Raw genomic sequence first — 24,430 nt, forward strand, 5'->3', positions numbered from 1 at the left:
CATTATTTTACTGTGACCTCAAGTGTCATTCCCGGGATATCTGCCACACTGAAAGTGTAGGTACCTTTTTCAGTAAAAGTGTAGAAATAAACATCTTTGGAACTCATTTCCTGATTTTCAAAGAGATTATCGTCGCTCACAAGTACGTAGGTACCCTGTGGTTTATAGTTTCTCCAGGCTATAGTATCCCCTATTTCTAATTCCATTTCAGAAGGAGTCATTACCCCATAGTATTCCATTCTTACACCATGATGTTTGCCATCATCGGCTATTTCACCTTCCCCTAATGAAGCATTTTCGGGAGATGTATTTTCTTCCAACCCTTCCAGATCAGAGGAACTATCCGAATTACCAGCACAACCACTAACCACTATCAAAGAGATTATCATTAATGCAAACAGAATTAACCAATTATATTTCATATCGACACCTTATTACCATCTGGCCCCTTACGCATATAAAATCTATATTTTCAACCTTTATATTTTTTATGAGAGAGGCATCGCTCTGACGTAAATTTTTGTCCATTTACAAGTGACTTAATAGCAAAACTCCGTTGCACAAATCCAAAGAAACAAAAAAATATACTAAGATACATTACAGTAGAAAATGGAATAATATAAGGAAATTTACAGGATAATATAATAAACCGAACTAAGGGATAAAAAGATAAAAATATAGGTATACATCAGCCGGGATTCGAACCCGGGTTCGAGCGTTGGCAACGCCCGGTGATAACCACTACACTACTGATGTTCATACTGAATTGGTGCCCAGACCCGGACTCGAACCGGGGACAACTGCCTCTTCAGGGCAGCGCTCTCCCAAACTGAGCTACCTGGGCATTGGGAGCACCACATAGATGGTGTTTTTTTATTTAAACATATCGCAATTTAGGAAGTGGGCCCGCTGAGAGTCGAACTCAGGATCCCCGCCATGTCAAGGCGATGTCATAACCTACTAGACCACGGGCCCATTTTGTTTATCAGACATCTACAAAAACGCAGACACCCTGCACCTCAGGGCAACCCTGAAGCACTCTCCCTATACAGATTTAACCTATATATATTTTGTTGCTCCCCTGAGAGGCATATATAAAACAGACAGCGCCGTCAGGCCATAGAATCTGGCAAAGCAAAATGAATAATGATTAAGAACTGCGGTCTGACTTAAACAAAAAACAACCGAAGAAGAACAATAGATAAATATGATCAAATATACTTAATGATATTTTTTATTGATCATGAACAACAGTTATATATTGGAATTTAATAAAGGAGGGGCATGGACTCCTTTACGGCAATCATACTGGCTATATTTTTACCCTTTGCCGCAGCGATATTCATACCGCTGCTGGAAAAGTTCCTGAAACACAGGATTGGTTGGTTTGCAGCAGGAATTGCCTTCCTGAGTTTTGCATTAATAGGTATAGTAGCTCCCGAAATAATTCATGGACATATAATACAACACTCAATTGAGTGGATGCCAAGCATCGGTGCAGAATTCAGCATTTATGCCGATGGACTGGCTATGATGATCGGATTCATAGCATCCGGTATAGGTGTAATTATAATATCCTATTCCAATGGGTACATGTCCCACAAGGAAGACCTCCCCCGTTATTACCAGTACCTGCTCTTATTCATGGGGTCCATGATCGGTATGGTCTTTGCAGGGAATACACTCCAGCTCTTCATATTCTGGGAACTTACCAGTATAACATCATTCATGCTCATCGGTTACTGGAGAGGGAAACCTGCTTCCATCTACGGGGCCACCAAATCCCTGCTGCTCACAGCAGGTGGCGGTCTTTTCATGCTGGCAGGATTTATCCTGCTACATACCATTACAGGTTCCTATGATATCGCTACTATTCTCCAGAACCCCGCCATAATTGAAAACATCAAAGCTCATCCATTCTTCCTCATAACACTGATCCTTATTCTAATAGGCGCAGCTGCTAAATCCGCACAGGGGCCCTTTTACATATGGCTTCCAAATGCAATGGAGGCCCCCACACCTGTTAGTGCTTTTTTGCATTCTGCAACGATGGTTAAGGCCGGAATATATCTGGTAGCCAGGGTACATCCCATATTTTCAGGTACAGAAGCCTGGTTTATTCTGGTAAGTGGAATCGGCATATTCACAATGCTGCTTGCGGGATTTTTGGCCTTCCGTCAGACAGACATCAAAGCAATCCTGGCATATTCAACTATCAGCCAGCTGGCATACATGATGACAATGTATGGTTACACATCCTACCACGAACCCGGTTTAGGAGTGGCAGCAGCAACTTTCCATCTTCTCAATCACGCAACTTTCAAAGCATGTCTTTTCCTGGTAGCAGGTATTGTTGCACACGAAGCAGCCACCAGGGACATACGCAAACTCGGTGGTTTGCGAAAGGACATGCCGATTACCTTTATCATTGCATCCATAGCAGCCCTTGCAATGGCAGGAATTCCACCTCTTAATGGGTTCCTGAGCAAGGAAATGTTCTATGAAACATCGGTTGAAATGGGGCACATCATAGGAGGACCTTTCACATTCCTGATACCGGCAGCAGCAGTACTGGGAGGTGTATTTACCTTTGCTTATTCCATCAAACTTATAGACGGGATATTCCTGGGAGAAAAACACCATGACCACCTGCCCGAGCATATACATGAACCGCCTTACACGATGCTTATTCCTGCAGCATTCCTTGCAGGGCTTGTTATCCTGTTTGGTCTTGTCCCCTCAATTCCAATCCACAACATAATTGAACCCACAACCGCAGGAATCATTCTTGAGGAAGTCCATCTGCATGTGAAACTCTGGCATGGCCTGACACCCGCTTTCTTCATGACATTGATAACATTCATAGCAGGCCTGGGAATCTACACACGTTATGACAAAATAGCAGCCTGGCAGGATAGGTTTAATGCAAGGTATCCCCGGATCAGTGTGAACTATTACTATGACAGGATTGTTGATGGAGCAAAGGGAAGTGCAAAGGGATTTGCCAACTTTACCCAGCCCGGAAATGTCAAGACCTATATCTATGCAATTTTATTATTAATGGTCATACTGTTTGCCATACCAGCATTCATGATGGCAACACAAGTATTCCCTGCCAACCTTAATTTTGACATACCCCTTTATGAGGCACTGATAATGACACTCATGGTCAGCGCGGCAATTGCAGCAGCAACCCTCCATAGATATCTGGCTGCTGTAATCGCACTTTCGACTGTTGGTTACCTTGTCAGTCTGGTATTTATATATCTCAAAGCACCCGATCTTGCTCTTACACAGGTGCTCGTGGAAACCCTCTCCACAATAATATTCCTGCTTGTAATAGCAAAGATACCCCAGACATTCAAGGAAAAAATACCAAAAACCACACTTGCAAGGGATATAGTAATTTCATCTGCTGTCGCAGCTACAGTGCTGGTCTTGCTTCTCAATGCAACCCAGGGTATTGTTTCACCCTTTGAATCGCTTTCCTATTATTTCCTGGAAAACAGTGTTCCACTTGCAGGAGGACATAATATTGTCAATGTAATCCTTGTGGATTTCCGTGGTTATGATACGTTGGGAGAAATTTCAGTATTATGCCTGGCAGCCCTGGGAGTTTATAACCTAATACACAGCAGAGGTGAAGGAGAATGACGACATTGATCACAAAAACAATTACCAAGATCTGTATCCCACTTGTAATCCTGTTCTCAATATCCCTCTTACTTGCAGGACATAATAATCCGGGAGGAGGATTTATTGGAGGTGTAATGTTTGCGTCGGTAATCTCCCTGACCTATGTTGTATTCGGTTTGAAATATATCAAATCCTTCTTCAACCCTTCATGGGATAAGTGGTTCGGTTTTGGATTACTTCTTTCTTCACTAACCGCTTTTGGAGCAATTGTATATGGATATAATTTCTTCAGGAGTTCAATCAAATTTGTAGAGATACCCCTTTACGGTGAAATCGAGTTGGTATCAGCTGCTCTTTTTGATATTGGTGTGTACTTTGTCGTAATCGGCACTTTGCTATACATATTCAAAAACGTGGGTGAAGACGAATGAACAATACAATATTATCAATAACAATAGCCCTTATATTTGGCATAGGTACATTCCTTATGCTGCGCAGGGACATCGTAAAGGTCATCATCGGCTTGTCCCTCATCTCCCATGCAGTAAATTTGCTAATAGTTTCAACCGGAGTTTTTGATGGTGAAAAAGCCCCAATAATATCAAATGGCCATCACGATTCTTCCAGCGGGATTATTTTCACAGACAAATTGTCAGATGGGATTTTTGCACCAATAGTCCCTTCGGGCATGGAAGTTCATTTCGTAGACCCGCTTGTACAGGCTCTTGTATTGACAGCTATTGTCATCAGTCTCGCAACAACTGCATTTATACTTATACTGGCCTACCGCATCCATGAAGAATACGGCACTACCGATATCAGGAAACTCAGGAGGCTACGGGGATGAATATTCAGGAACACCTCCCAATACTACTGGTTGCAACACCTATTCTTATGTCAGCATTAATGATAATGCTGCGTTCCAGACCAACTTTCCAGAAAACCCTCAACATAATTGTATCAGCATCCCTATTATTGATGAGTATTATTCTCCTCTTGCAAGTATGGAACAGCGGAATACAGGTTTACGAAGTTGGGGAATGGGGTAAATATGGAATAATGCTCGTTGCCGACCTGTTGGGCTCCGGAATGGTTGTATTGAGTTCAGGAATCTCCCTGCTTGCGCTTATATATTCCCTTGACTACATCGAAGGAAAGTCCCTGAATACAACATATCATTCTCTTTTCAATCTCCTTGTAGCAGGCCTGAATGGTACATTTCTCACAGGGGATATTTTCAACATGTTTGTATTTTTTGAAATACTGCTTCTTTCATCGTGCGGACTTGTTGTAGCTTCCGAGAATGGTGGTGTCACAAAAATTTCTGATAAGATGGAGGCGACATTCAAGTATCTCATTCTTAACATAATTGGTTCAATGTTAATGCTGGTTGCAGTTGCTTCCCTCTATGCAACTGTGGGAACCCTTAATATGGCAGACCTTTCAGTAAAGATATCCGCACTGAGTGATGCAGGGACCCTACCCTGGCATATCTATTTCATTGCTTTATTATTTCTCATTGTTTTTGGAAACAAAGCAGCGATATTCCCACTCCATTACTGGCTGCCAGATGTCCACCCGACAGCACCTTCCCCCATAAGTGCCATGCTTAGCGGTGTGATGATCAAGGTTGGTGCATACGGAATTCTCCGGGTGTATTTCCTGGTCTTTAAAGATGCACTGTTTTTACTACAACCAATTATCATCCTGCTTGCATTGATTACCATAGCAATAGGGGCCATTGCTGCTGTAGGCCAGAAAGATGTCAAACGCCTACTTGCCTATTCCAGTGTCAGCCAGATAGGTTATGTTTTCCTGGGGATTGGAATGGGAACAGCTTATGCCCTTACAGCATCTTTGGTATACCTTGTAAATCATGCAATTGCCAAATCCATGCTTTTCCTGACCTCCGGAGGGATTATTCACCATGCAGGCACCAGGGACATGCATCAGATGGGAGGAATGGTCAAAAGTGCACCACTAATGAGTAGCATGTTCCTTATAGGAGCAATGTCCATTGCCGGATTGCCACCGCTGGGAGGTTTTATAGCAAAATTTGTCCTTTTTGACGCGGCTATGTTGGGAGAATATTATTTGCCATTGCTTATAGGATTTGCATTCGCAGTTTTTACAATATTCTACATGTTCAGGGCATGGTTACTCATGTTCTGGGGTGAAACAAGGGACTCTGATAAATATGGCCCGTATTCATCACATGGACTTTCACCAATGATTACAGTACCAATAATTATACTTGCAGCCGCTGTACTCATCCTTGGTGTGTATTCAGAACCATTGATAGCCCTTTCAAGTGAGATTGCAAATCAGCTCCTTGATCCGCAACCATATATCAACGCAGTACTCGGAGGGAGCGTAAGATGAAGAGATATGTTCTGTATTCAATTGCACTTGGTTTTGTCTGGTGTTTTGTTCACGGTGTCGTAAGCCTGAGCAATTTCCTCATAGGTGCCATGATCGGACCATTCCTGATCAGGCCATTTAAGGAACTCTATAGTTTAGGAGAGGAAATTTCTTACAGGGAAAAATTAAACCGCATACCAAAACAGATACATTATTTCTCCATACTCATAGTTGAGATTGTGAAGGCAAGTATCGTTGTAGCAAAAATCGTACTGCAACCAAAAATCGATATAAGGCCTGGCATTATAGCAGTTCCTATCAGGGCAAAAACAGATGTTGGTATCACAGCTATAGCAAATACTATCACCCTGACTCCAGGAACCCTTACTATCGATGTATCTGATGACAGAACCGCATTGTATGTACATTGTATTGATATTGACAACGCAAAGGAAATACGTGATTCCATAAAGGACGACCTTGAAGAATATGTACTGGAGGCATTTGAATGAATACACTAAACCTTCTTGACATAGCACTTGTATTTATGGTACTTTCCATAATTCCTTGTATTCACCGAATAATTAAAGGACCTACAATTCCGGACAGAGTAATCGCAGTTGATGCCCTTGCAACAGTAATTGTAGTTATGCTTGGTGTTTATTCCTTTGTCCAAGAGTCAGTATTTTTCATGGATGTAGCTCTTGTACTTTCCATCATAGCCTTTGTAGGAACGGTCACGATCTCAAAATATCTGGATGAAGGAGTGGTATTTTGAACAATATAACAGTAATCCAGGATATCCTTAGCAATTTTTTCTTCTTCGCAGGAATGTTTTTTGTGTTCCTGGGAATGCTGGGACTTTACCGGCTCCCTGATGTATACAACAGGCTTCACGCCACAACAAAAATCGGTACGCTGGGTGCTTTCGGGGTTATGATGGGAATAGTGATCAAACTTGGATTCGGACCAATGGGAATTAAAGCAATTACAGTCGGTCTTTTCCTTCTGTTAACAGCTCCTGTAGCAGCTCACATGATCAGCCGGGCTGCTCACAGGCACGGGGTTGGACTTTGCGAAGAATCAACTGTAGATGACTACGGTAAAACCTATTGTTTAATAAATTCCAGTTGTCCGGTAAAACATGAAGAAACTATTGAAGATGAACATGATCAAATGTGAAAGTTAAAAATATAAGATAAGCCTGTCTTGATATAGGGAAGAAATGGAACAAGTATCCCGTATGCAAAAAAAAACAGAGATTATGAGAATTGCTGAAAAAACAGCAGATGATATATTCAAAAAGGCAGGAAAACTGTTGCGGGAAGGCAAAACTGTTGCCTTCCCTACAGAAACAGTTTATGGGCTGGGAGCCGATGCACTTAACCCACAAGCTGTAGAGCAAATATTTAAAGCAAAGGGCAGGCCTGCTGATAATCCCCTTATAGTCCATGTATCAAATCAGGATCAATGCAACCAACTTGTGAGCGCTTTCACCCCCATTGCTAAAAAACTTGCAGAATGCTTCTGGCCAGGACCCCTAACAATAATTCTCGAAAAAACAGATATGGTGCCTTATATAACTACAGGTAGACTTGACACCGTAGCAATCCGCATGCCTGCCAACCAGATTGCCCAAAAGATTATAGAAGCATCCTGCAAGCCGATTGCTGCCCCCAGTGCAAACCTTTCCGGTCGGCCCAGCCCCACAACTGCATTCCATGTCGAGGAAGACCTGCAAGGCCGGATCGATGCAATTGTGGATGGGGGGGAAGTAGAAATTGGTGTGGAATCCACAGTAGTCGATGCACGCGGCGAGGTTCCGGTGATATTGCGTCCGGGAAAGATATCTGCCGAAGATATACAGCAATGCACAAATACAGAGGTATGTATCGGATATGCAAAGAAGGACCATATGGAAAAACCTCTTTCACCTGGTATGAAATATACCCATTATTCGCCTTCGGCAAGGGTAATACTGGTGCAGGGAAAAGTAAAAGACGTGGCTGCAAAAATTACAGACCTTGTTGGAAAAACCAATGAGGAGCAGAAAAGGGCAGGATTGTTACTTACAGAAGAGATTCAAAACGACTTCCCGTTGGAAGAAAAATTATCTATAGGCCCGGCAACCAAACCCGAGACAGCAGCAAAACGTATTTTTGCAGGATTAAGAGAGATGGATTCAAAAGGTATGGATTTGATAATTGTAGACGGGTCTTTTACTGAAAAAGGGATTGGAGCTGCAGTCTTTGAGAGGCTGCAAAAAGCAGCTGATATGATTATAACTACACCACAGATGTGAACAACTATGAATGATGAGAAAAAAGAATATCTTGCACACAAGCAAATGTATCAAAGTACCGTTAAAAGAAACAAAAAGATCGGCCTGGCAAACATGTTTGTCCTGGCTACAGGCCTTGCATTAAAATATTTAGGCAGACCGGATATCGGTGAGCATTTTATCTGGCTGGGAATTGTAATCCTTCTGTACACGTTCGGCTCCAACATGCTGGCAAAAAAAGAAATGCAAAAGCACCAGCCAAAGTGAGTCAGTCTTCTCTCACCGGGCAGGCACACATTTCCAGCAGAGCTTCTTCCCCGGTGCGGGAACCACGTCCTATAAGGATGTCCCCACCCTCAACACGGGTGCGGGCACTTGGACTGTAAAGCCATCTTCCGGCTCTTTTTACAGCCATTATGTGGACTCCTGTCTCCGTGGCAAGCTGCAGTTCTCCAAGCGTATCACCGACAATAGGAGAACAGTCTTCCACTTCAACCCTCGTGATAACTTCATCCGAACCCCTGACAGCAAGAGTAATTATGGGGTGCAGTTCTATATCCCTGAGCACCGTATCAGCAATACCATACGCAGCATCAGAGATGGCTTCAGACGCATTGGCAAGATGTAACAACCCCTTTAGCTCGTCAACATCAGAGACATGTTTTGCGGTTTCAAGTACCCAGTGCTGGAGATCATATTTCATGACATCCATCTCAGACTCAATGGCACGCACCTCTTCTGCTATATCATTATTGTCGTAGAGTATTGCAAAATAAGCAAGTCCTACAGACATCTCAGCCATGTTTTTCATGTCCACGATGATATCTACGGCCTTTTCCAGATCCCTTAATAGCCGCTCGTGTGAATTATCCCGCAAAACATACTCTTTGTTGGTAGCAAGCTTGATCAGAAGAGGCACCCCTTCATCATGCCCTCGTGCAAACAGGACATCCCCGGAACGTATGCGGGTTGAATGATCGGGATCATATATCCAATCATTCTGGCGCCTGATAGCAATAAGCCACATCCCGGTTTCAGTATCCAGTTCAAGATCACCCAGCGTATAGCCACCCATGCTGGAATCATCGCTTACTGTTACCCTTAAAATGGTTTCTTCAGCTTCTCTGAGTGCCATTTTTAGTTCCAACGGAATACCCATTTGCATCAGGACAATTTGGGCTATATCAGCAGCTGCATTTGCAATTTTTTCAGAAGATGAAGCTACCTGAAGTACACCTGTCATTTCTTCGGCTTCCTCAACACGACGGGTGCTTAACATTGCAGCCATGTTCATGTGATAGTAGTAAGTATCCATCCTCTCTTCTAAGCGCAGGACTTCCTCAGCAATATCCTCATCGTCATAAACCATAGCAGAGTAAGCAAGATCTACCATAAGTTCAGACGTGTCTTTCATTTGAATAAGAAGATCTTTGAGATTAGTAGGGCTGTATTTGATCTCTTTGGGACACATGATTCATTCTACCTTTGTTAATTAAAACTAATTCGCGAATATAAAAACATAATCATTATTAGTGTCAGACAAACTCCAACAATGCTATAACTCCAAATATGGCAGAGATCCCTACAACATCACCGATAGTTGCAATTATAGGAATGACGGTATCATCCGGATCAAGCCCGAATTTGTGAGATGCAACTGCTACAACCAGTGTTACTGCATATACTATGACCAGTTCTACCACGCATGCCAGTACCGAGATGGTGAAGAGGGTTGTAAACTCTATACCATCGTAAACAATCATCCCCACAATCCATACCACTACACTCAGGAAACATGAAGCAATAATACCTACAATAAAAGCGGCTATCAGGCTATTGCGTACAACAGGATTCTTATGGATACGTGTGGTACCCAGACCCATATGAAAAGCCGAGGCCAGTCTTGCTCCAAGCATGCTGCCGGTATCCCCACCTATTTTTATCAATGCGGGTATCAGGAGTAAAAGGATAGGAAATGAGATCAAACTATCCAGATGCGAGTTCATGATCTGACCTGCAAAAAGGCCGATGAAAGAAGTCAGGAAAAGGATCGGTGCACTGCTTTTTACAATGCTTCCAATGGTGTAATAACTCATATTGCCAACACCACCTTTGCGGAAAGAAACAGCATGAACATGGATACGATGTCACCTATAGTTGCTATAGAGGGTGTGACTACATTATCCGGGTCAAAACCAAACCTGAACATGCCTATGGCAAAAAATGTTGCTATTACAGAGAGAATCAAACCTGAAGACAAACCTGCCATCACGGCTATTAATGTAAGGGTTAAAGCCCCTGCACTTTCCAGACCCAGTGCAATTGTCATAAAATGACCCAACAAGCCCAGTACAAAAGAGAGCAACAAACTGAGTAAAAGAGAACCCCCAATATTGTTGAGCAATTCAGGATTGCGCTCTATTTTTGTGATCAGACCCATATGTATTGCACTGCCCAGACGGGAGCCCAGGGTAGAAGAGATGTTACCCCGCATTCCAAGCACTGCGGGAGTTATCACTAACAGACCGGGAATTACCTGAAGCTCTTCTGTCATACCGGAAAGAATGAGGCCTGCAACAACACCTCCTACAGTAGCGAGAAGTTCAAAGGGAAGGACTTCCCTGACAATCGAACCGATACTTGCATAATCCCCGAGATAATAGGCTTCTATATCTTCTTCATATTCATAATCTTCAGGGTCTGAATCCATCAAAACCTAATCAAATCTTACTGTTATAAAAAGAATGGCATTCCATACATCAAAAATGATATATACAACTTGTAACATCTAGGGGATGCAAACGCAGGCAGGGGCCCGTGGTCTAGCCGGTCATGACATCGCCTTTACACGGCGAGGATCCTGAGTTCGAATCTCAGCGGGCCCACCAGACTTTTTATCGTCTTCTGATATTGTTTTTTCAAGATTGTTAAGCTTATTTTCTACTGCTTCGAGTCTTACTTCAAGTGGACTTTTGGATTCTGAGTTTAAACTCTCATGGTCTAGTACGACTAAAAAAGCCTGTTTTCCTTCGTGGGATGTAGGAATCACTTCTGCATTATTGCCAATGATTTCACCATATTCACGTGGCAAGCGGATTGATGGGTATATTCTTGTTTTACTTGCTTTCAATGCGGTAACTTTGCTTTTAAACATAGTTTAAACTAAATATACATCATATTTAATATGTTCCATTTGCTGCTAAATGCAATACTCGATATAGACATAGCAGTAACCATGCTGATGAAGATGAAAGACCTCGACGGTATGACTAAGGAACGTGCCGAAGTAATTGTAAGCACCATTGCAACAGATGGCGTGATTGGCTAATCCCAATCACTTTCTTCCCGGAGGAAAAACGATGGACGAGGTCGAAGAGGCCTACCAAGCAGCTCTGGAAGAAAAGCTCAAACAAAGTCTGGAACTGGATGACGAACAATTCGCGGAATTCAAGCGTCTCCGAGAAGAAATCGTTCCAGAAATCTACGATATAAACACCATTCTTGACGATACCATTGTCGGTGAACATAACTCCCGAATGAGCCTGTTCACTATCTTCATTTTGTCCAAGATATGCACATATGTGTCTGGACCGAGTGCTGGTGGTAAGAGTGCTCTGATGGACGCTGTAATCGATACACTAATGCCTGGCGACGGTGTGGTAATCGAAGGCGGCAGTGACAAAGCGATCTTGATGAATAAAATTTATACTTCAACGGTCTTATTTCCATGGCATGAGCACGTAATCATATAAAAAATAATTGAAATTGTCAACTTGGGTAGAAATAAGTAACATTGAAATCTTTTTGTTCACAATATAATTTAAGAAAACCTTTATTGTCATATAACTTTGTAACTTTTTTATAGATTCTTATATAAACAATGTTTGCTAAGGCTAAATTTATGCATAATACTTCTATACTCTCTTTCGACTGCTGCACTTTGTTGAGATAATCCGCACTTCCAACAGTAGCAGATGCACGACCCTAGATAAATAATGCACAAAAAGAATAAGTGTACAGGAAATACCGTGTGAAATAGTGTATGCGGTGATAAAAGGATTATTCAAAGCGGGAAAGGTGATGGTTACGACGGTTAAAAGAGTAAATGTGAAAATGATGGTGACGGCGTTTTGTTTCAATTTACATCAAATGAGGACGTTAAAAAGAAAAAAAGGTGGTAGACTGAGAGCGGAAGCTGTCTAAAAATAAGCAGATATTTCAGAATAATTGCATAGGAAACAGGCTAGTGGAGTAATGAATAAGAACAAATTTTATAGAAGTTCTGGACGAGGAACGTTAATCAGAATCCTCCTTTATATTTCAAGACCGCCAATTTACGTATACTAATGAATATTGCTTTGACCATCAAAGCAGGTTCGGCCTTTGACTTGTACTGTGAGGGGGAATCTCGCCCGATGCTTGCCGTTTTTTGCCCAGGATCCATATTTTGCTGATAAATAACGATTGGACTTTTTAGGTAATATCTTTATGTATTGTAAAGTTAACAAGTCCTAATCACGTTGTCTATTGCTGAACTCGATTCTTATTGCTTATTGTCAGCAATTTTGATAGCTTCTTTGATTATATCGATAGCAAGAACCATATCATCCATATCATCCGTGTCTACGACAATATATGGATAATTTCCAAATGTTGATGATTTCAATTGTTTTTCATTGGATTTGATAGCATCGAGGTCTAGACCCTCCATTTTTTCAGAGTAAATGACACGATCTCCGTAAAAATCAGAACCTTGATACATCCCTTTTTGAAGGTATATCTTAATGTCTGGATTTGGATACTTTATCCAGCATAAGCCTCGCTTTTTGTAATAAATTCCTACCATCGAAGAACCTATTGTTTTTATTGCACCTCCAAGATATGTAGCTGTTCCTAAAACCGTGGAAAAAGCTCGATTATCAAGTGATGAATGGAATGAGGTATTATCAACATCCTCGAATCCATTATATTTGCTGACAATTGGTGGTATCACTAAATCAGGCCAACTTTCACCATCTATTTTGAACAGTTCATCTGGATTATCATAATTGTAATCTACATCTACTCCATACAACTTATAGGGTTCTACCACATTTCGAATATATTCGCCTAAGGATTCTTTCTTGTGTCCACATCCGTTTCTTGTCAGTATTCCACTTATGTCGCTGTCTAAAAATTCCTCAATTTCTTCTTTTACTCCACTATCTTTTGCTTCTCTGGAAGGCATTACTAAAAATAACATTGGTTTATCTGTTCTCTCGCTGTGTATTATTTTTAATTCAATGTTCATAATCTCACCACTCCATACCTGTATGATATACAATGAAGTATTAATTATAAATAGATTATGGTAAATTGATATTCATTGAAGTGCATTGCGAGCATATGCACCTAGAAAAAGGGAAGATACAATCAACAATACAAACTCAAAAAGTAATAGAACAGATAAAGAAAAGGGATTAATTGGTCAAGTTAACAAAGTCCATAACTTAAATGGTAGGCTAAAAGTTTCTATCAAGAATGATATATTTAAAAAAATATTGGCAGCAACAGAGACAGAATTTGGATTAAAATTCACTACAAAGCGTGGGAAATCCGCCAAAGGGAAAAGTGAAATGCCAAAAATGATACGCTATGACCATATAATAGGAGGTCAATAAAAATCACTAATTTGGGTCTATTTTTGTAATGAGAACTCGAGTGCAGTTACTTGTAAATTAGCAAAATTCTATTATTCATCAACAAAGTAAAACAAGCGAATAAATCTGACAACAGGGGATATCCATCATTCACGGTTCACAATACTGATGAGATACAAGAATTAATTATGTGTCTTAACGAATACAGGTCAAAATGAATTAATATGAGTTTATACAGGGGTAAGATTATACCTGTTCATATATGGTCGGTGCAATTTCTGATATTGTGTAGGAGGTTTTTAGCCCTGCCAAAAACTTTTTAGATTAAACAAATACTACCTAGCAATTGTCCTTACAGATTCTGCCAAGCCATAACCAGGTCGCTACTTCCTGTCATTTAATTTGACTTTTTGCTGATTTTGAAGAAAATGCTTTTGTTAATTGAAAGACTTAATATCTTATGCTCATAAGAGCCTCTATTAAAAATCAAAACAAAACAGTGAAAGCAATGGTTTCAACAACAACAGCAAGTAAGATTGTGCAGACTATGAACAAGACCGACAAAATGGTGACAATAGCTATTATAGGGGCCATTAAAGAATCAAATAAGATCAGTCTTCAATTAATTAAAGAAAAGTGTGGTCCACTGGCCTTAAAACTTGATGAGATTGAACCAAACAATTTAGTTCAATATACTCGCTCAGCAAATGAAAGATTTGTTAAGGAGAAACTACTATCATTTGATAAGGACGGGATTATCAACAAAAACGTTCTTTTACAGATTCAAGATAAACATAATTATGAGGATATTAATGCAAGTTTGAATTTTTTCACTGCACCGGCGTATGACTTGGAAAAAGTTCTGAACAATGAGGAGACATTCTCAAAGCTCATAGAAGTGATGAATGAAAATACTGCAGAAAAATCTTCTGAAAAAATTGGTCAAAATTCAGACTTAGCAGTTGAAATAAAGAAGTTGAGAAAAGATTTGAAGAAGACATATAACCGCTTCGATAAAAAACTGGAAGAACTCGAACTGAAAATTCAAAGCAATGCCGATGATCTTGACAATAATTGATAGTTGTCATAAGAGAAATGTCTATCAATCCACTCCATGAGTCAGGTGGGGACCTTTGGATATTTTGAATGAATTACAATCTGAGAGGGATCTACAGGTAGAGAATTGCGGTATTAAATTATACAAATTTTTACTTAAAAGACCTGTTAATTGTTTTGCATCACGTTATGTTACAATTACTCACTGCACCTCCTTATAGTTACTGACCGTTATGCTAGCGAAAATATTTCTCATACCTCGAAATCAATAGGCAGCAACAAATTGTTCAGCTGTAGTGCGTGCCTGCTGAAGAACCAGTTTCACAGCTGCCTCCTGTTGATCTGGAGGATACTCATAGTACCTTAGAAGTTTCTTGATTTTCAAACGTAATTTTGCCTTCACCGATTTCCTGGAAGTCCAGTCTACACCTGTATTCTTGTGGATTACATCTACAAGTTCAGAAGCAATTTGTTTCAGCTGATCATCACCAAGTTGCTCAACTGCACTGCCATTTTGGGCCAGAGCATCATAGAAAGCAACTTCTTCAGGAGAAAGACCTAGATCCCCTTCACGTACTTCCTCTTCATGTAGTACATGTGCCAGTTTTATCAATTCCTCAACTACTGTAATATTGGTGATGTTCTTGTTTCGGTAGGAATTGATTGATTCCTGCAGTTTTTCGGAGAAAATGATCCTCTGGTGATATTACGTTTGGAATATGCCTTTATCTTATCATTCAGGAGTTTCTGGAGTAATTCTGCAGCAAGATTCTTTTGAGGCATGTTCTTGATTTCTTTCAGAAATTTCTCGTCAAATATGTCAACAGATTCCTTTTTCATTCCCATTACATCAAAGACATCGATAATCTCGCCTGCTTTTACTGTATCTTTTACAAGTTGCCTTACAGCGGTTTTGAGTTCTTTGGTTGATTTGTAACCCTTTTTCTTCCTTTCAATACTGATTAGAACGGATTTTACGGACTGGAAATATCCGAGTTCATCCCTTATCAATTCAGTTTCAGGTTGAGGGGAAGCAAGAGCAAAAGCATGTGATAGTTCAGTAGTAAATTTAATAAAGTGCTTCCTGTGATAATCCCTGTCTTCTTTTGGATGTTTTTTCAGTTCGATTTCTCTATTGATCATGACATCCTTCTGCAGGATGAAATCTGCACCTTCCCGTATGATTCCGAGTTTTTCTCCTGCAGGTACATCAAAGACTCTTTTGTAATCAAATCCATGGAGCATTGCAGTTATCTGTTCATACGTCTCCTGCATGTAATCCACTGCAATTTGCTGGTCCTCTGCAAGTAATCCCTTACCACCGCTATCGGTGTAATCCTTCAGAGCACGTTTTAGGTCATAAAGAATACCTACATAATCAACTATTAATCCACCTGGTTTGTCAAGATACACTCTGTTGACACGGGATATTGCCTGTATAATGTTATGTCTACGCAGATATTTCAGGAAGTACATTGTAGTCAGGCAAGGTACATCAAAACCTGTAAGCCACATATCACAGACAATAACCATTTTCAGCGGATCTTCAGGATCTTTCATCCTCTGCTGGATCTGTTTCTGTCTCTGTTTGCTACGTATATGTTCCTGTAGATGTGTATCGGATGCCTTGCCTGTGATTATTACCTTGATCTGTCCCTTTGAATCACTTTCATCGTACCAATCAGGACGTATATCGATAATGGCATCATGTAGTTGTGCAGCCATGTCTCTGCTCATGGTAACAGTCATGGCTTTTCCTTCCATTGCATCCATTCGTGATTCAAAATGGGTTACGATATCACTGGCAATTTTGTGCATGTTTTCAGGTGTGGTGAGAATTGCCTCGACACTGGCTTCTTTTGTTTTTAGTTGGTCGATACGCTCTGAATCCTCACCAGCCGTAATGTCTTCGAACTTGGAATCGAGTTTTTCCATGTCGTTTGGCAGAATCCGCAGGTCAGAGAGTCGGCTTTCGTATGATATGGGAACGGTTACGTTATCCTTGAGGGATTGTTCGATATCGTAGATGTCAATATATTCACCAAAAATCGCTTTGGTGCTTTTGTCCGATAGTTCAACCGGAGTACCCGTAAACCCGATGAAAGATGCATTAGGTATCGCATCCCGCAGATACTTGGCAAAACCGTATGATTTTTCACCTGTTTTACTGTCGAATTTGGCTTTCAGGCCATACTGACTTCGATGGGCTTCATCTGCCATGACAATGATATTTCTACGTTCTGATAGCAATGGATACTGATCTTCATCGGAAGAGAATTTCTGTAATGTGGTAAAGATGATTCCGCCAGATTTTCGAGATAGTTTGTCCATCAGGTCCTGAGAATCAACTGCCTGTATGGGAGTCTGACCGATGTAATCCATGCATCGTGAAAAGGTATCAAAGAGCTGGTCATCCAGATCGTTTCTATCAGTGATCACAACAAGCGTGGAGTTTTCTAGCGATATATCATGAGTTATTTTCTGGGCATAAAATACCATTTCAATACTTTTGCCTGCACCAGTTGTATGCCAGACCACACCACACCGCTTATTCCCTTCAGGATTTACTGCCCGTCTGGTAGAACTTATCGCTTTGTTGACAGCATAATACTGGTGGTATCGAGCAAGTTTCTTGAGCAATACTCCATTCTCATCCTCAAAAAGAACGAAATTACGTACGATATCCATCAAAACTTCAGGTTGAAGCATTCCGTTAATGATTGTATCAATTTCGGGTTCTACAGAAAAATCAGTATCTTTGTCATGCTTCCAAGGGACGAAGTAGTTGAGGGGAGCAGTAATAGTTCCAGATCTTGCTTCCTGTCCATCACTTGTAATCAAAATCTCATTGAATCGAAGTAGTCCTGGGATTTCCGCCATGTAGGTCTGGAACTGGTCATATGCTTCCTCGATCAAATCGGTATCATCCGTATGCTCATCGGGACGTTTCAACTCCACGACAACCACGGGAATTCCATTGACAAAAAGTACGATGTCAGGTCTACGGTGATGTTCTCCCTCGATTACGGTAAACTGATTCACTGCCAGGAAATCATTGTTATCGATATTGTCAAAATCGAAGGGGTAGATTTTCTCATAGAATGTCTCACCGTTTTTCTCATAGGCAACATCGATACCTTGAGTGATGAATTTATGGAACTCATGGTTGTTCAAAATCAGATCCTGTGAGGATGGAATGACAGTTTTTCTATGGATTCTTCCCGTGCATTTCTCGGTATGTCGGGATTGATCCTTGAGATTGCATCTCTCACTCTGTCTTTCAGGATCATGTCACTATAGGTTGTCCGTTCGGCACAATCTCCTTCAGGTGATATGTCAGGTCCGTGGATGTAATCATAACCTGCATTTTGGAGCAGTTGCAGTGCATGTTCCTCGATCTCGGATTCGGTGATTATGCCTGACATGGTTCATCACCTTCTTTGACTGGGACTCGGATTTTGCCCGACATCAGACGGGGGAGAAGCAGGTCACGGAGTTCTGTGAGGGATTGGATGTTCTTCAAATTCACATCTATTTTTTTGAATAATATTGATGTTATATTTTCATATTTTTTGAGTATATCTTCTTTTGGAATTGTAATTTCATATTGTTTTATAGAGGATTGTGTAATAAGTGGTTGAGTAGAACCAACATTTAGGTGCCGATAATCAATACTATTCAATAATTGATATACATATGAATAATAAGCAGAATTAATTACTAAAGTATTATCTGAAGGATAACAAGGACATGTCATTCTTTGGACAATGCCATGAGTTCCCACTCTTCCAATGACTAAAATTGGACTTTTGTAAAGAGGCTCTTTTACAAATCCCATTATGGAACTTGCACCAATCAGAGGTATTGAATAATCATGTGTTTTATATTCACTTTTTTGTTCAGGTCTCTTTCCACTCGTGATATTTATTATTCTAGAAAATTGTCCGACATCCCAATCCTCTGGAATCATCCCCATTGGTGAAGGTTTCATGGCTCCACCACTTGACCTGTAGGGATTGCCATTCTCATCGGGGAACTCGAAATTGATGAACCAGTGTTTGAACAGTGCCTGTGCAATCTGTTCAAGGGTTTCGTTGGTCTCGTGCAGGAGTTCGATTTTGTCGTCGAGGGATTTCAGGATTGAAGCAATTTTTTGTTGTTCGAGAATAGGTGGCAGAACAATTGGATACTCTTGAATTTGTTTAGAACTAATATGAGGAATAGATGTGCCAGTTTTTATAACATCAACATAATTAGAAAATTTTTTATTCATAATTAAGTATACTATGAAATCTTGAGATATACTTTCTTTTGCACGAAGGCAAGCAACTCGCTGAACTAATAAGAGGGGCAAATCTGAACGTTTCACTTTGGCAAAATTTTTCCCAACTTTGGATCCATCCATTCCTATTAATACATCTCCTTCTTTTAGAAGATACTTTTTTAAATCATCTGTAACAGAATCCCAATATCTTGCTTTGTCACCCCATACTAATTTTCTTTCCTTTACATTATCTCCTCTAACAAGTTTTATATTCTCCTCTTTTTTTGAAAAGTGTGAGCTTTTGAAAGGAAAACCTGTGAGAACATCACAAACATTCCCTAGTTGATCATCCATCCATTTTTTTGGTATTTTATCTGTTTCACAACTCATACCTGATCTCCCCCAGATTTTTCCTGATTTCATCATCCAGTTCATCGAGTTCCTTGAGTTGCTTCCTGAGTTTGGGAATCAAGACATCCATCTTTTCCTCGAAGGTCTCATCATCGAGCATTTCCTCTTTGAATCCCACATATCGTCCAGGTGTCAAGACATGATCGTGTTTCTCAATATCTTCCAGAGTAGCGGACTTGCAGAAACCCTTTTCATCTTCGTACTCTTCATCACATTCACCACGCCACTTGTGATACGTCTGGGCGATAGTCTGGATATCATCTTCTGTCAGTTCACGATGTCGCCTATCTTTCATTTCACCCATGTCTCTGGCATCGATGAAGAGTACCTCTCCACTTCTACCCCTGAATCCATGATTTTTCTTATCCCTTGTGACAAACCAGAGACAGCAGGGAATTGAAGTATTGTAGAACAGTTTGTCTGGCATTGCAACGATACAATCCACCAGATCCTCTTCAACAATATTTTTCCTGATATCTCCTTCACCTGAAGAATTGGATGACAATGAGCCATTGGCCAGCACAAAACCCGCAATTCCAGCGGGTTTCAAATGATAGATCATATGCTGAATCCAGGCATAGTTGGCATTACCTGTAGGTGGTGTACCATACTTCCATCTGACATCATCCTGCAGGTTCTCTCCACCCCAGTCACTTACATTGAAAGGCGGATTGGCAAGGATATAATCAACCTTTAGATTCGACAGCTTATCCTGGCGGAAAGTATCCCCTGTCCTCACATCGTTATCAATACCATGCAATGCCAGATTCATCTTACACAGTTTCCAGGTAGTGGGATTGGATTCCTGACCATAGACATAGATGTCTTCATCACTTCCTCCATGTCTTTCGATGAATTTTCTGCTCTGTACAAACATACCACCTGAACCACAGCATGGGTCGTACACTCTGCCATTGTAAGGTTCAATCATTTCAACAAGGGTTTCGACAACAGATTTGGGAGTGTAGAACTCTCCACCTTTCTTTCCTTCGGCACTGGCAAAGTTACCCAGGAAATACTCGTAAACCTGGCCCAGAACATCTCTTTCACTGTGCTCGGATTCGTCGAACTTGATATTATGGATGATATCAACAAGTTCTCCAAGTTTCTGTTTATCGAGTTCTGGTCGACCATAATTTGTAGGCAGAATACCTTTGAGAGACTCATTGCTCTTCATGATCTCTCGCATGGCAGTATCAATGGTAGTCCCAATGGATGAGTTTCTTGCATCTGCTACAATGACACCCCATCTGGATTCCTCTGGTACCCAGAATACATTTTCTGCTGTGTATTCATCTACATCCTCTGGATCGGAAGCAGGATCATCTACAAGTTCTTGATACAACCCCTCAAAAGAATCCGAGATGTACTTGATGAAAATCAAACCAAGTACTACGTGCTTGTACTCGGCTGCATCGATATTGTTTCTTAACTTATCTGCAGACTCCCAGAGTCTTTGCTCCAGGGTTTTTTCGTTATTATTGGATGATTTTGATGATTTGGGCATGGTAATTATCACTCTAAGATTGCTGTTTTTATATATTACTTTTTTTGAATTTTCAGTCAGCTCTTGAAATTTAATTGTTTCGATCTTCTCTTTAGGAAATGAAATAGATTTTACACATTATCTGTAATTAAAATTTGATTTAATGGATTGTTTTTTTCTCATTCTAATATGACTCATTCGGTCCAGAGTTCAGACATATAACAAACAGAATAACTTTATTAAATTGGGCATACATAATTCTATTTAGTATAATTTTAATAGAATTAATAATGTGGAATATTATTGGAATAGCGGTATACCCAAAAAAAGAAATTGAACCTATAATGAACCTCTTACCCAGCTAATCGTAGAGGTAAGCAGTAATCATGAATCTGTTGTAAAACAGTTGATACAGTTAATACACTTATAACAAAGACGTATTAGGTGGTACAGGGATGGAGTATAGATATATTTTATTTAATTATAAACAACACCCTGTACCACCAAAGCGTTACAACTGTTATAACTGTTACATTATTGATAAGATTTTGACTTTAGTGCTTCTGGACATTCTATGTTTACATCTCCTATCCAATAACGTCTCAATATTTCATTCCATGTATCTTCATCTGGAACTGCATAGTACCGTTTTGTCGCTTTTTGGCCATCAGATAGTTCTATCCTCGATGATTCAGAAATCATTCCTATACTTTTCAAATTTTCAGTTATAGACCTGGAACTTGATCCCATGCTTTTGGCTACCATCATCGGAGGTATCCTAATAATTCCATCTGGCCCTACAAACTCATTGAAACCCTCTGGAATTTTATCTTCATTTCTGGCTAGCACAAAAACATGATTAAATACAGTTCCTTCCCATGATTGTGATCGGACTTTTTTTACTTCATTCTGCCGCCTGTGCACAAAATTTTCCAGTAAACTCACTTTCTCAGGTAATAAGTTACATAGTAAAGATAGTGGTGATACAATTTGTTTAATTCGGTTTTCAACATCTGGCCACTCACAATTTTGAACCATATTGACATCAACTTTGTTCCAGTTAAAGAGGACAAAGCGAGCTATCATTCCACGTAAAACTTTTAACTCAATTTCGTATTTTGAATTTAAATTCACTTTATCACCTTCTATAAATGCTTCTTTAGGAGTGAAAGATATCAAACGACCCTCGGTTGCATTATCACGGAAAGGCTTTCTCATCGAGATAATTTTTGGACAATATGGATCAAAATAATCAAAAGAATTATAATCACTGGCTTTGCATTTAACTATAAATTTCCCCCTCTCAAATCCTAGGTTGAGATATTTAATCAACGCATTTTCTGTACCACCTTCGATATCAGATTCATCGATGATTACCGTCCCACCCCAATTTTCATTGATTCTCATCATAGCACTACCAGAACTTGCACCAGATATATTAATTGGATAAAAACACAAATCTGAAATCACTTGTAAAAACCGCGATTTACCTTTTCCTGTGTCACCCAAGAATCGAATATAAGGGAGTGTGTTTACTTTCTGGTAGAACCATGTAAATAAGATATAATAAGAAAAAATCTCCAAATCTGATTCAGGAGCAACAATATATTGTTCAATATGTTGTTTTATATATTCTAAAAGATCACCTGCTTCTTTAGTTTCCGTAGCAAATACAGTTTGTAGTTCTGGAATTCCTACAATATTTCTATATACACCATTTTTACAGGGTAATTTTTTGGGGTAAATATCCTTACCCTTTAGATGGATTTTATCCAGAATTTCGATTTCACCATCATTTAAATGTACAAACAGAAACTTGTCAGATTTATTTCTCACACTCAGATATATTTTATCTTTTAAGGCAACATATGGTCTCTCTATTTTTTCATTACTACTCACTTCATCTACCTCTACGATTTTGTAATCAATATATTCAGCCACAATATCTTATGGAAAATAAAAATGCCAAAGGTTAATTGACGATTCAGCTTTCCATTTAATGGGGAGAGGATTTTTTACTCCTTACTAAGAAAACATTAGTCGGTTTTAAACATAAGATATAAATGTATTGAATAATATATTTGTGCACATTATTAACTATTTTTGTACATATATAGAATATGAATGCAAATTCATCTAAATGACACAAAGGTGAAATTATTGAAGAGAATCGAATGGATATTAGCACGATATTATTCTCAATTGAAAGATTATGGTTTGGGCAAAGAAGCTGAATTTTTCTTAACAGAAATCTATCAGTTTTTTAATATGGGGGAGCATGAAAAAGAAGAGATATCAAAAAAAGCTAAATTAGTATGGTTAAACAGACAATATATTTTTGGAACAAACACTACTTATGAGAATATACTTTTAGGGATGGCTTTAGAAGTACTTGAGAACAATAGGCCACGTTTTACTTTAACAAATTCCTATGAAGGCCCAGAAAGCATGTCTGATTTTATAAGACAGATGGATAAAGAAAAATATAATAAAAATCTTATATCAATATGTATTAACTATGATATCACAAAAGACATCTTTATAAACAACTATGAAAATAAGGAAATAATAGATTATATCATAGAAAGTTTAAATTTTAGTGATCAACAACAAAAATGGATTTCTGAAATGCTTGATATGGCCTATCTGAAAAGGAATACAATGTTTAAAAATATTAGTGAAGAAGATATCATAGTGGGAATTTTAGGCTATCTTGACAACGAATGTCAGATATTATATAAGAATGGAATTGCAATGTCTGATTTAATAAAAGCTTTAACCAACAATAGATATGAAAAAAAGTTTTGGGAAATACAAGAAGTATGTGGCAAGTTTCAGAGGTCTTTTCCTTTACGACAGTAAAATCCTTTTTTTGTCATTTGTTTTTCCCTTCTGTAATATCTCAGAGATAAAAAATGAAACAATAATTCCGAAAATACTGTCGTGCTAAACGCTGAAACATTTAGTATCAAATTACATCACTGTACCATCCAATCTTTTCAAAAAAGGCACGATGTCTTTGTTAGCATTATTTATCAATTTGCCATAAGATAATATTTCAACGTAAGTATTGAACTTTCCATGTACAAATAATAACCCTGTACCCTATTTGTATATCATCAGTACAAATACTAGGGCTGGGGGTTAGAATAAAAGTGATTTTTCTTTTTTAGGGGGTCTTCCTAAAATAGGAATCTTTTTATAAACGGCTCCAACAATATAAAATATTCTTAATCAGTGCAATATATGCTGCAATCACCTATAAGAGCCTGAAAAATGTATATTCATCACCATCA

Annotated in this window: 25 protein-coding genes, 4 tRNA genes and 1 pseudogene; 16 read left to right on the top strand and 14 right to left on the bottom strand. The window is 39.4% G+C overall.

Features of this window, described 5'->3' with window-relative positions; genetic code table 11:
• Window positions 1-2: 2 nt before the first annotated feature.
• The 4 genes from C9889_RS01025 to C9889_RS01040 form a co-directional block, all read right to left on the bottom strand.
• Window positions 3-422 carry a cupredoxin domain-containing protein gene (locus C9889_RS01025; protein ID WP_129596510.1) on the bottom strand — a complete coding sequence of 140 codons (420 nt, stop codon included), beginning with the start codon at window positions 420-422 and terminating at the stop codon, window positions 3-5.
• Between the two features lie 262 nt (window positions 423-684).
• A tRNA-Gly gene (locus tag C9889_RS01030) sits at window positions 685-756 on the bottom strand.
• An 11-nt stretch (window positions 757-767) separates the two neighbouring features.
• A tRNA-Phe gene (locus C9889_RS01035) sits at window positions 768-844 on the bottom strand.
• 57 nt (window positions 845-901) lie between these two features.
• A tRNA-Val gene (locus C9889_RS01040) sits at window positions 902-975 on the bottom strand.
• Between the two features lie 309 nt (window positions 976-1,284).
• Between C9889_RS01040 and mbhE the strand changes: the two genes are divergently transcribed.
• The 9 genes from mbhE to C9889_RS01085 all read left to right on the top strand — a co-directional run bounded on the left by mbhE (window position 1,285) and on the right by C9889_RS01085 (window position 8,545).
• Window positions 1,285-3,654 carry a hydrogen gas-evolving membrane-bound hydrogenase subunit E gene (mbhE, locus tag C9889_RS01045; RefSeq protein WP_129596512.1) on the top strand — a complete coding sequence of 790 codons (2,370 nt, stop codon included), beginning with the start codon at window positions 1,285-1,287 and terminating at the stop codon, window positions 3,652-3,654.
• On the top strand, window positions 3,651-4,067 hold the full coding sequence (locus C9889_RS01050) for a monovalent cation/H+ antiporter subunit B (protein ID WP_129596514.1): 417 nt from the start codon (window positions 3,651-3,653) through the stop codon (window positions 4,065-4,067). The genes mbhE and C9889_RS01050 overlap by 4 nt, the downstream gene beginning before the upstream one ends.
• Window positions 4,064-4,483 carry an NADH-quinone oxidoreductase subunit K gene (locus C9889_RS01055; protein ID WP_129596516.1) on the top strand — a complete coding sequence of 140 codons (420 nt, stop codon included), beginning with the start codon at window positions 4,064-4,066 and terminating at the stop codon, window positions 4,481-4,483. The genes C9889_RS01050 and C9889_RS01055 overlap by 4 nt, the downstream gene beginning before the upstream one ends.
• Complete coding sequence (locus C9889_RS01060) at window positions 4,480-6,018, top strand: proton-conducting transporter transmembrane domain-containing protein (RefSeq protein WP_129596519.1); 1,539 nt, start codon at window positions 4,480-4,482, stop codon at window positions 6,016-6,018. The genes C9889_RS01055 and C9889_RS01060 overlap by 4 nt, the downstream gene beginning before the upstream one ends.
• On the top strand, window positions 6,015-6,509 hold the full coding sequence (locus C9889_RS01065; RefSeq protein ID WP_129596520.1) for a Na+/H+ antiporter subunit E: 495 nt from the start codon (window positions 6,015-6,017) through the stop codon (window positions 6,507-6,509). The genes C9889_RS01060 and C9889_RS01065 overlap by 4 nt, the downstream gene beginning before the upstream one ends.
• On the top strand, window positions 6,506-6,775 hold the full coding sequence (locus C9889_RS01070; RefSeq protein ID WP_129596522.1) for a cation:proton antiporter: 270 nt from the start codon (window positions 6,506-6,508) through the stop codon (window positions 6,773-6,775). The genes C9889_RS01065 and C9889_RS01070 overlap by 4 nt, the downstream gene beginning before the upstream one ends.
• Window positions 6,772-7,179 carry a monovalent cation/H(+) antiporter subunit G gene (gene mnhG, locus C9889_RS01075; protein ID WP_225419928.1) on the top strand — a complete coding sequence of 136 codons (408 nt, stop codon included), beginning with the start codon at window positions 6,772-6,774 and terminating at the stop codon, window positions 7,177-7,179. The genes C9889_RS01070 and mnhG overlap by 4 nt, the downstream gene beginning before the upstream one ends.
• 61 nt (window positions 7,180-7,240) lie before the next feature.
• Entirely contained in the window at window positions 7,241-8,299 is a 1,059-nt protein-coding gene (locus C9889_RS01080) for an L-threonylcarbamoyladenylate synthase (protein WP_225419929.1), read from the top strand.
• A 6-nt stretch (window positions 8,300-8,305) separates the two neighbouring features.
• Window positions 8,306-8,545, top strand: coding sequence for a hypothetical protein (locus C9889_RS01085; protein WP_129596526.1), 240 nt, complete (start codon window positions 8,306-8,308; stop codon window positions 8,543-8,545).
• A gap of 1 nt (window position 8,546) precedes the next feature.
• Here C9889_RS01085 and C9889_RS01090 read toward each other — a convergent pair whose 3' ends face one another.
• The 3 genes from C9889_RS01090 to C9889_RS01100 form a co-directional block, all read right to left on the bottom strand.
• Window positions 8,547-9,749: a potassium channel family protein gene (locus C9889_RS01090; RefSeq protein ID WP_129596528.1), complete on the bottom strand. Its 1,203-nt coding sequence runs from the start codon at window positions 9,747-9,749 to the stop codon at window positions 8,547-8,549.
• Between the two features lie 64 nt (window positions 9,750-9,813).
• A complete protein-coding gene (locus tag C9889_RS01095) occupies window positions 9,814-10,374 on the bottom strand; it encodes a magnesium transporter (RefSeq protein WP_129596530.1) in 561 nt (186 codons plus the stop codon).
• Window positions 10,371-10,988: a magnesium transporter gene (locus C9889_RS01100; RefSeq protein WP_072358233.1), complete on the bottom strand. Its 618-nt coding sequence runs from the start codon at window positions 10,986-10,988 to the stop codon at window positions 10,371-10,373. The genes C9889_RS01095 and C9889_RS01100 overlap by 4 nt, the downstream gene beginning before the upstream one ends.
• A 101-nt stretch (window positions 10,989-11,089) precedes the next feature.
• Between C9889_RS01100 and C9889_RS01105 the strand changes: the two genes are divergently transcribed.
• The 4 genes and pseudogenes from C9889_RS01105 to C9889_RS10235 form a co-directional block, all read left to right on the top strand.
• Window positions 11,090-11,166, top strand: a tRNA-Val gene (locus C9889_RS01105).
• A 296-nt stretch (window positions 11,167-11,462) separates the two neighbouring features.
• On the top strand, window positions 11,463-11,606 hold the full coding sequence (locus C9889_RS09985) for a hypothetical protein (protein ID WP_164999240.1): 144 nt from the start codon (window positions 11,463-11,465) through the stop codon (window positions 11,604-11,606).
• Between the two features lie 31 nt (window positions 11,607-11,637).
• Complete coding sequence (locus tag C9889_RS01110; protein ID WP_129596532.1) at window positions 11,638-12,030, top strand: hypothetical protein; 393 nt, start codon at window positions 11,638-11,640, stop codon at window positions 12,028-12,030.
• Between the two features lie 250 nt (window positions 12,031-12,280).
• Window positions 12,281-12,481 (top strand): annotated as a pseudogene (locus C9889_RS10235) (hypothetical protein); the annotation flags it as partial.
• A 340-nt stretch (window positions 12,482-12,821) separates the two neighbouring features.
• Here C9889_RS10235 and C9889_RS01120 read toward each other — a convergent pair.
• Entirely contained in the window at window positions 12,822-13,568 is a 747-nt protein-coding gene (locus tag C9889_RS01120) for a hypothetical protein (RefSeq protein ID WP_129596533.1), read from the bottom strand.
• Between the two features lie 85 nt (window positions 13,569-13,653).
• Between C9889_RS01120 and C9889_RS01125 the strand changes: the two genes are divergently transcribed.
• Together C9889_RS01125 and C9889_RS01130 are read left to right on the top strand one after the other, a co-directional pair.
• Window positions 13,654-13,938: a hypothetical protein gene (locus tag C9889_RS01125; RefSeq protein WP_129596535.1), complete on the top strand. Its 285-nt coding sequence runs from the start codon at window positions 13,654-13,656 to the stop codon at window positions 13,936-13,938.
• 439 nt (window positions 13,939-14,377) lie between these two features.
• On the top strand, window positions 14,378-14,995 hold the full coding sequence (locus C9889_RS01130) for a hypothetical protein (protein ID WP_129596537.1): 618 nt from the start codon (window positions 14,378-14,380) through the stop codon (window positions 14,993-14,995).
• A 243-nt stretch (window positions 14,996-15,238) separates the two neighbouring features.
• Here the strand turns inward: C9889_RS01130 and C9889_RS10680 are convergent, their stop codons facing one another.
• From C9889_RS10680 to C9889_RS01160, 6 genes are all read right to left on the bottom strand, one after another.
• Window positions 15,239-15,667, bottom strand: coding sequence for a type I restriction enzyme endonuclease domain-containing protein (locus C9889_RS10680; RefSeq protein ID WP_129596539.1), 429 nt, complete (start codon window positions 15,665-15,667; stop codon window positions 15,239-15,241).
• On the bottom strand, window positions 15,595-18,147 hold the full coding sequence (locus C9889_RS01140; RefSeq protein ID WP_164999241.1) for a type I restriction endonuclease subunit R: 2,553 nt from the start codon (window positions 18,145-18,147) through the stop codon (window positions 15,595-15,597). The genes C9889_RS10680 and C9889_RS01140 overlap by 73 nt, the downstream gene beginning before the upstream one ends.
• Before the next feature lie 2 nt (window positions 18,148-18,149).
• The gene (locus tag C9889_RS10685; protein WP_129596543.1) at window positions 18,150-18,398 is read right to left on the bottom strand and encodes a type I restriction endonuclease; all 249 of its coding nucleotides are present in this window, start codon (window positions 18,396-18,398) and stop codon (window positions 18,150-18,152) included.
• On the bottom strand, window positions 18,386-19,627 hold the full coding sequence (locus C9889_RS01150) for a restriction endonuclease subunit S (RefSeq protein ID WP_164999242.1): 1,242 nt from the start codon (window positions 19,625-19,627) through the stop codon (window positions 18,386-18,388). Before C9889_RS01150 ends, C9889_RS10685 begins: the two co-directional genes overlap by 13 nt.
• On the bottom strand, window positions 19,617-21,155 hold the full coding sequence (locus C9889_RS01155) for a class I SAM-dependent DNA methyltransferase (RefSeq protein ID WP_129596548.1): 1,539 nt from the start codon (window positions 21,153-21,155) through the stop codon (window positions 19,617-19,619). The genes C9889_RS01150 and C9889_RS01155 overlap by 11 nt, the downstream gene beginning before the upstream one ends.
• Before the next feature lie 513 nt (window positions 21,156-21,668).
• Complete coding sequence (locus C9889_RS01160; RefSeq protein ID WP_129596550.1) at window positions 21,669-23,075, bottom strand: hypothetical protein; 1,407 nt, start codon at window positions 23,073-23,075, stop codon at window positions 21,669-21,671.
• 219 nt (window positions 23,076-23,294) lie between these two features.
• Here C9889_RS01160 and C9889_RS01165 point away from each other — a divergent pair, with 219 nt between their 5' ends.
• Entirely contained in the window at window positions 23,295-23,996 is a 702-nt protein-coding gene (locus C9889_RS01165; RefSeq protein ID WP_129596552.1) for a hypothetical protein, read from the top strand.
• Window positions 23,997-24,430: the final 434 nt, after the last annotated feature.

The organism is Methanohalophilus profundi (genome assembly GCF_004137855.1).
GTDB classification, from domain to species: domain Archaea; phylum Halobacteriota; class Methanosarcinia; order Methanosarcinales; family Methanosarcinaceae; genus Methanohalophilus; species Methanohalophilus profundi.

What these genes read in the sequence shown, in the direction of transcription:
- C9889_RS01130 (WP_129596537.1), top strand. Translation starts at nt 14,378, where the DNA reads ATGCTCATAAGAGCCTCTATTAAAAATCAAAACAAAACAGTGAAAGCA.
- C9889_RS01150 (WP_164999242.1), bottom strand. Translation starts at nt 19,627, where the DNA reads ATGAGTTGTGAAACAGATAAAATACCAAAAAAATGGATGGATGATCAA.
- mbhE (WP_129596512.1), top strand. Translation starts at nt 1,285, where the DNA reads ATGGACTCCTTTACGGCAATCATACTGGCTATATTTTTACCCTTTGCC.
- C9889_RS01100 (WP_072358233.1), bottom strand. Translation starts at nt 10,988, where the DNA reads ATGGATTCAGACCCTGAAGATTATGAATATGAAGAAGATATAGAAGCC.
- C9889_RS01060 (WP_129596519.1), top strand. Translation starts at nt 4,480, where the DNA reads ATGAATATTCAGGAACACCTCCCAATACTACTGGTTGCAACACCTATT.
- C9889_RS01090 (WP_129596528.1), bottom strand. Translation starts at nt 9,749, where the DNA reads ATGTGTCCCAAAGAGATCAAATACAGCCCTACTAATCTCAAAGATCTT.
- C9889_RS01110 (WP_129596532.1), top strand. Translation starts at nt 11,638, where the DNA reads ATGGACGAGGTCGAAGAGGCCTACCAAGCAGCTCTGGAAGAAAAGCTC.
- C9889_RS01050 (WP_129596514.1), top strand. Translation starts at nt 3,651, where the DNA reads ATGACGACATTGATCACAAAAACAATTACCAAGATCTGTATCCCACTT.
- C9889_RS01120 (WP_129596533.1), bottom strand. Translation starts at nt 13,568, where the DNA reads ATGAACATTGAATTAAAAATAATACACAGCGAGAGAACAGATAAACCA.
- C9889_RS01080 (WP_225419929.1), top strand. Translation starts at nt 7,241, where the DNA reads ATGCAAAAAAAAACAGAGATTATGAGAATTGCTGAAAAAACAGCAGAT.
- C9889_RS01055 (WP_129596516.1), top strand. Translation starts at nt 4,064, where the DNA reads ATGAACAATACAATATTATCAATAACAATAGCCCTTATATTTGGCATA.
- C9889_RS09985 (WP_164999240.1), top strand. Translation starts at nt 11,463, where the DNA reads ATGTTCCATTTGCTGCTAAATGCAATACTCGATATAGACATAGCAGTA.
- C9889_RS01070 (WP_129596522.1), top strand. Translation starts at nt 6,506, where the DNA reads ATGAATACACTAAACCTTCTTGACATAGCACTTGTATTTATGGTACTT.
- C9889_RS01065 (WP_129596520.1), top strand. Translation starts at nt 6,015, where the DNA reads ATGAAGAGATATGTTCTGTATTCAATTGCACTTGGTTTTGTCTGGTGT.
- C9889_RS01095 (WP_129596530.1), bottom strand. Translation starts at nt 10,374, where the DNA reads ATGAGTTATTACACCATTGGAAGCATTGTAAAAAGCAGTGCACCGATC.
- C9889_RS01155 (WP_129596548.1), bottom strand. Translation starts at nt 21,155, where the DNA reads ATGCCCAAATCATCAAAATCATCCAATAATAACGAAAAAACCCTGGAG.
- C9889_RS10685 (WP_129596543.1), bottom strand. Translation starts at nt 18,398, where the DNA reads ATGTCAGGCATAATCACCGAATCCGAGATCGAGGAACATGCACTGCAA.
- C9889_RS01025 (WP_129596510.1), bottom strand. Translation starts at nt 422, where the DNA reads ATGAAATATAATTGGTTAATTCTGTTTGCATTAATGATAATCTCTTTG.
- C9889_RS01085 (WP_129596526.1), top strand. Translation starts at nt 8,306, where the DNA reads ATGAATGATGAGAAAAAAGAATATCTTGCACACAAGCAAATGTATCAA.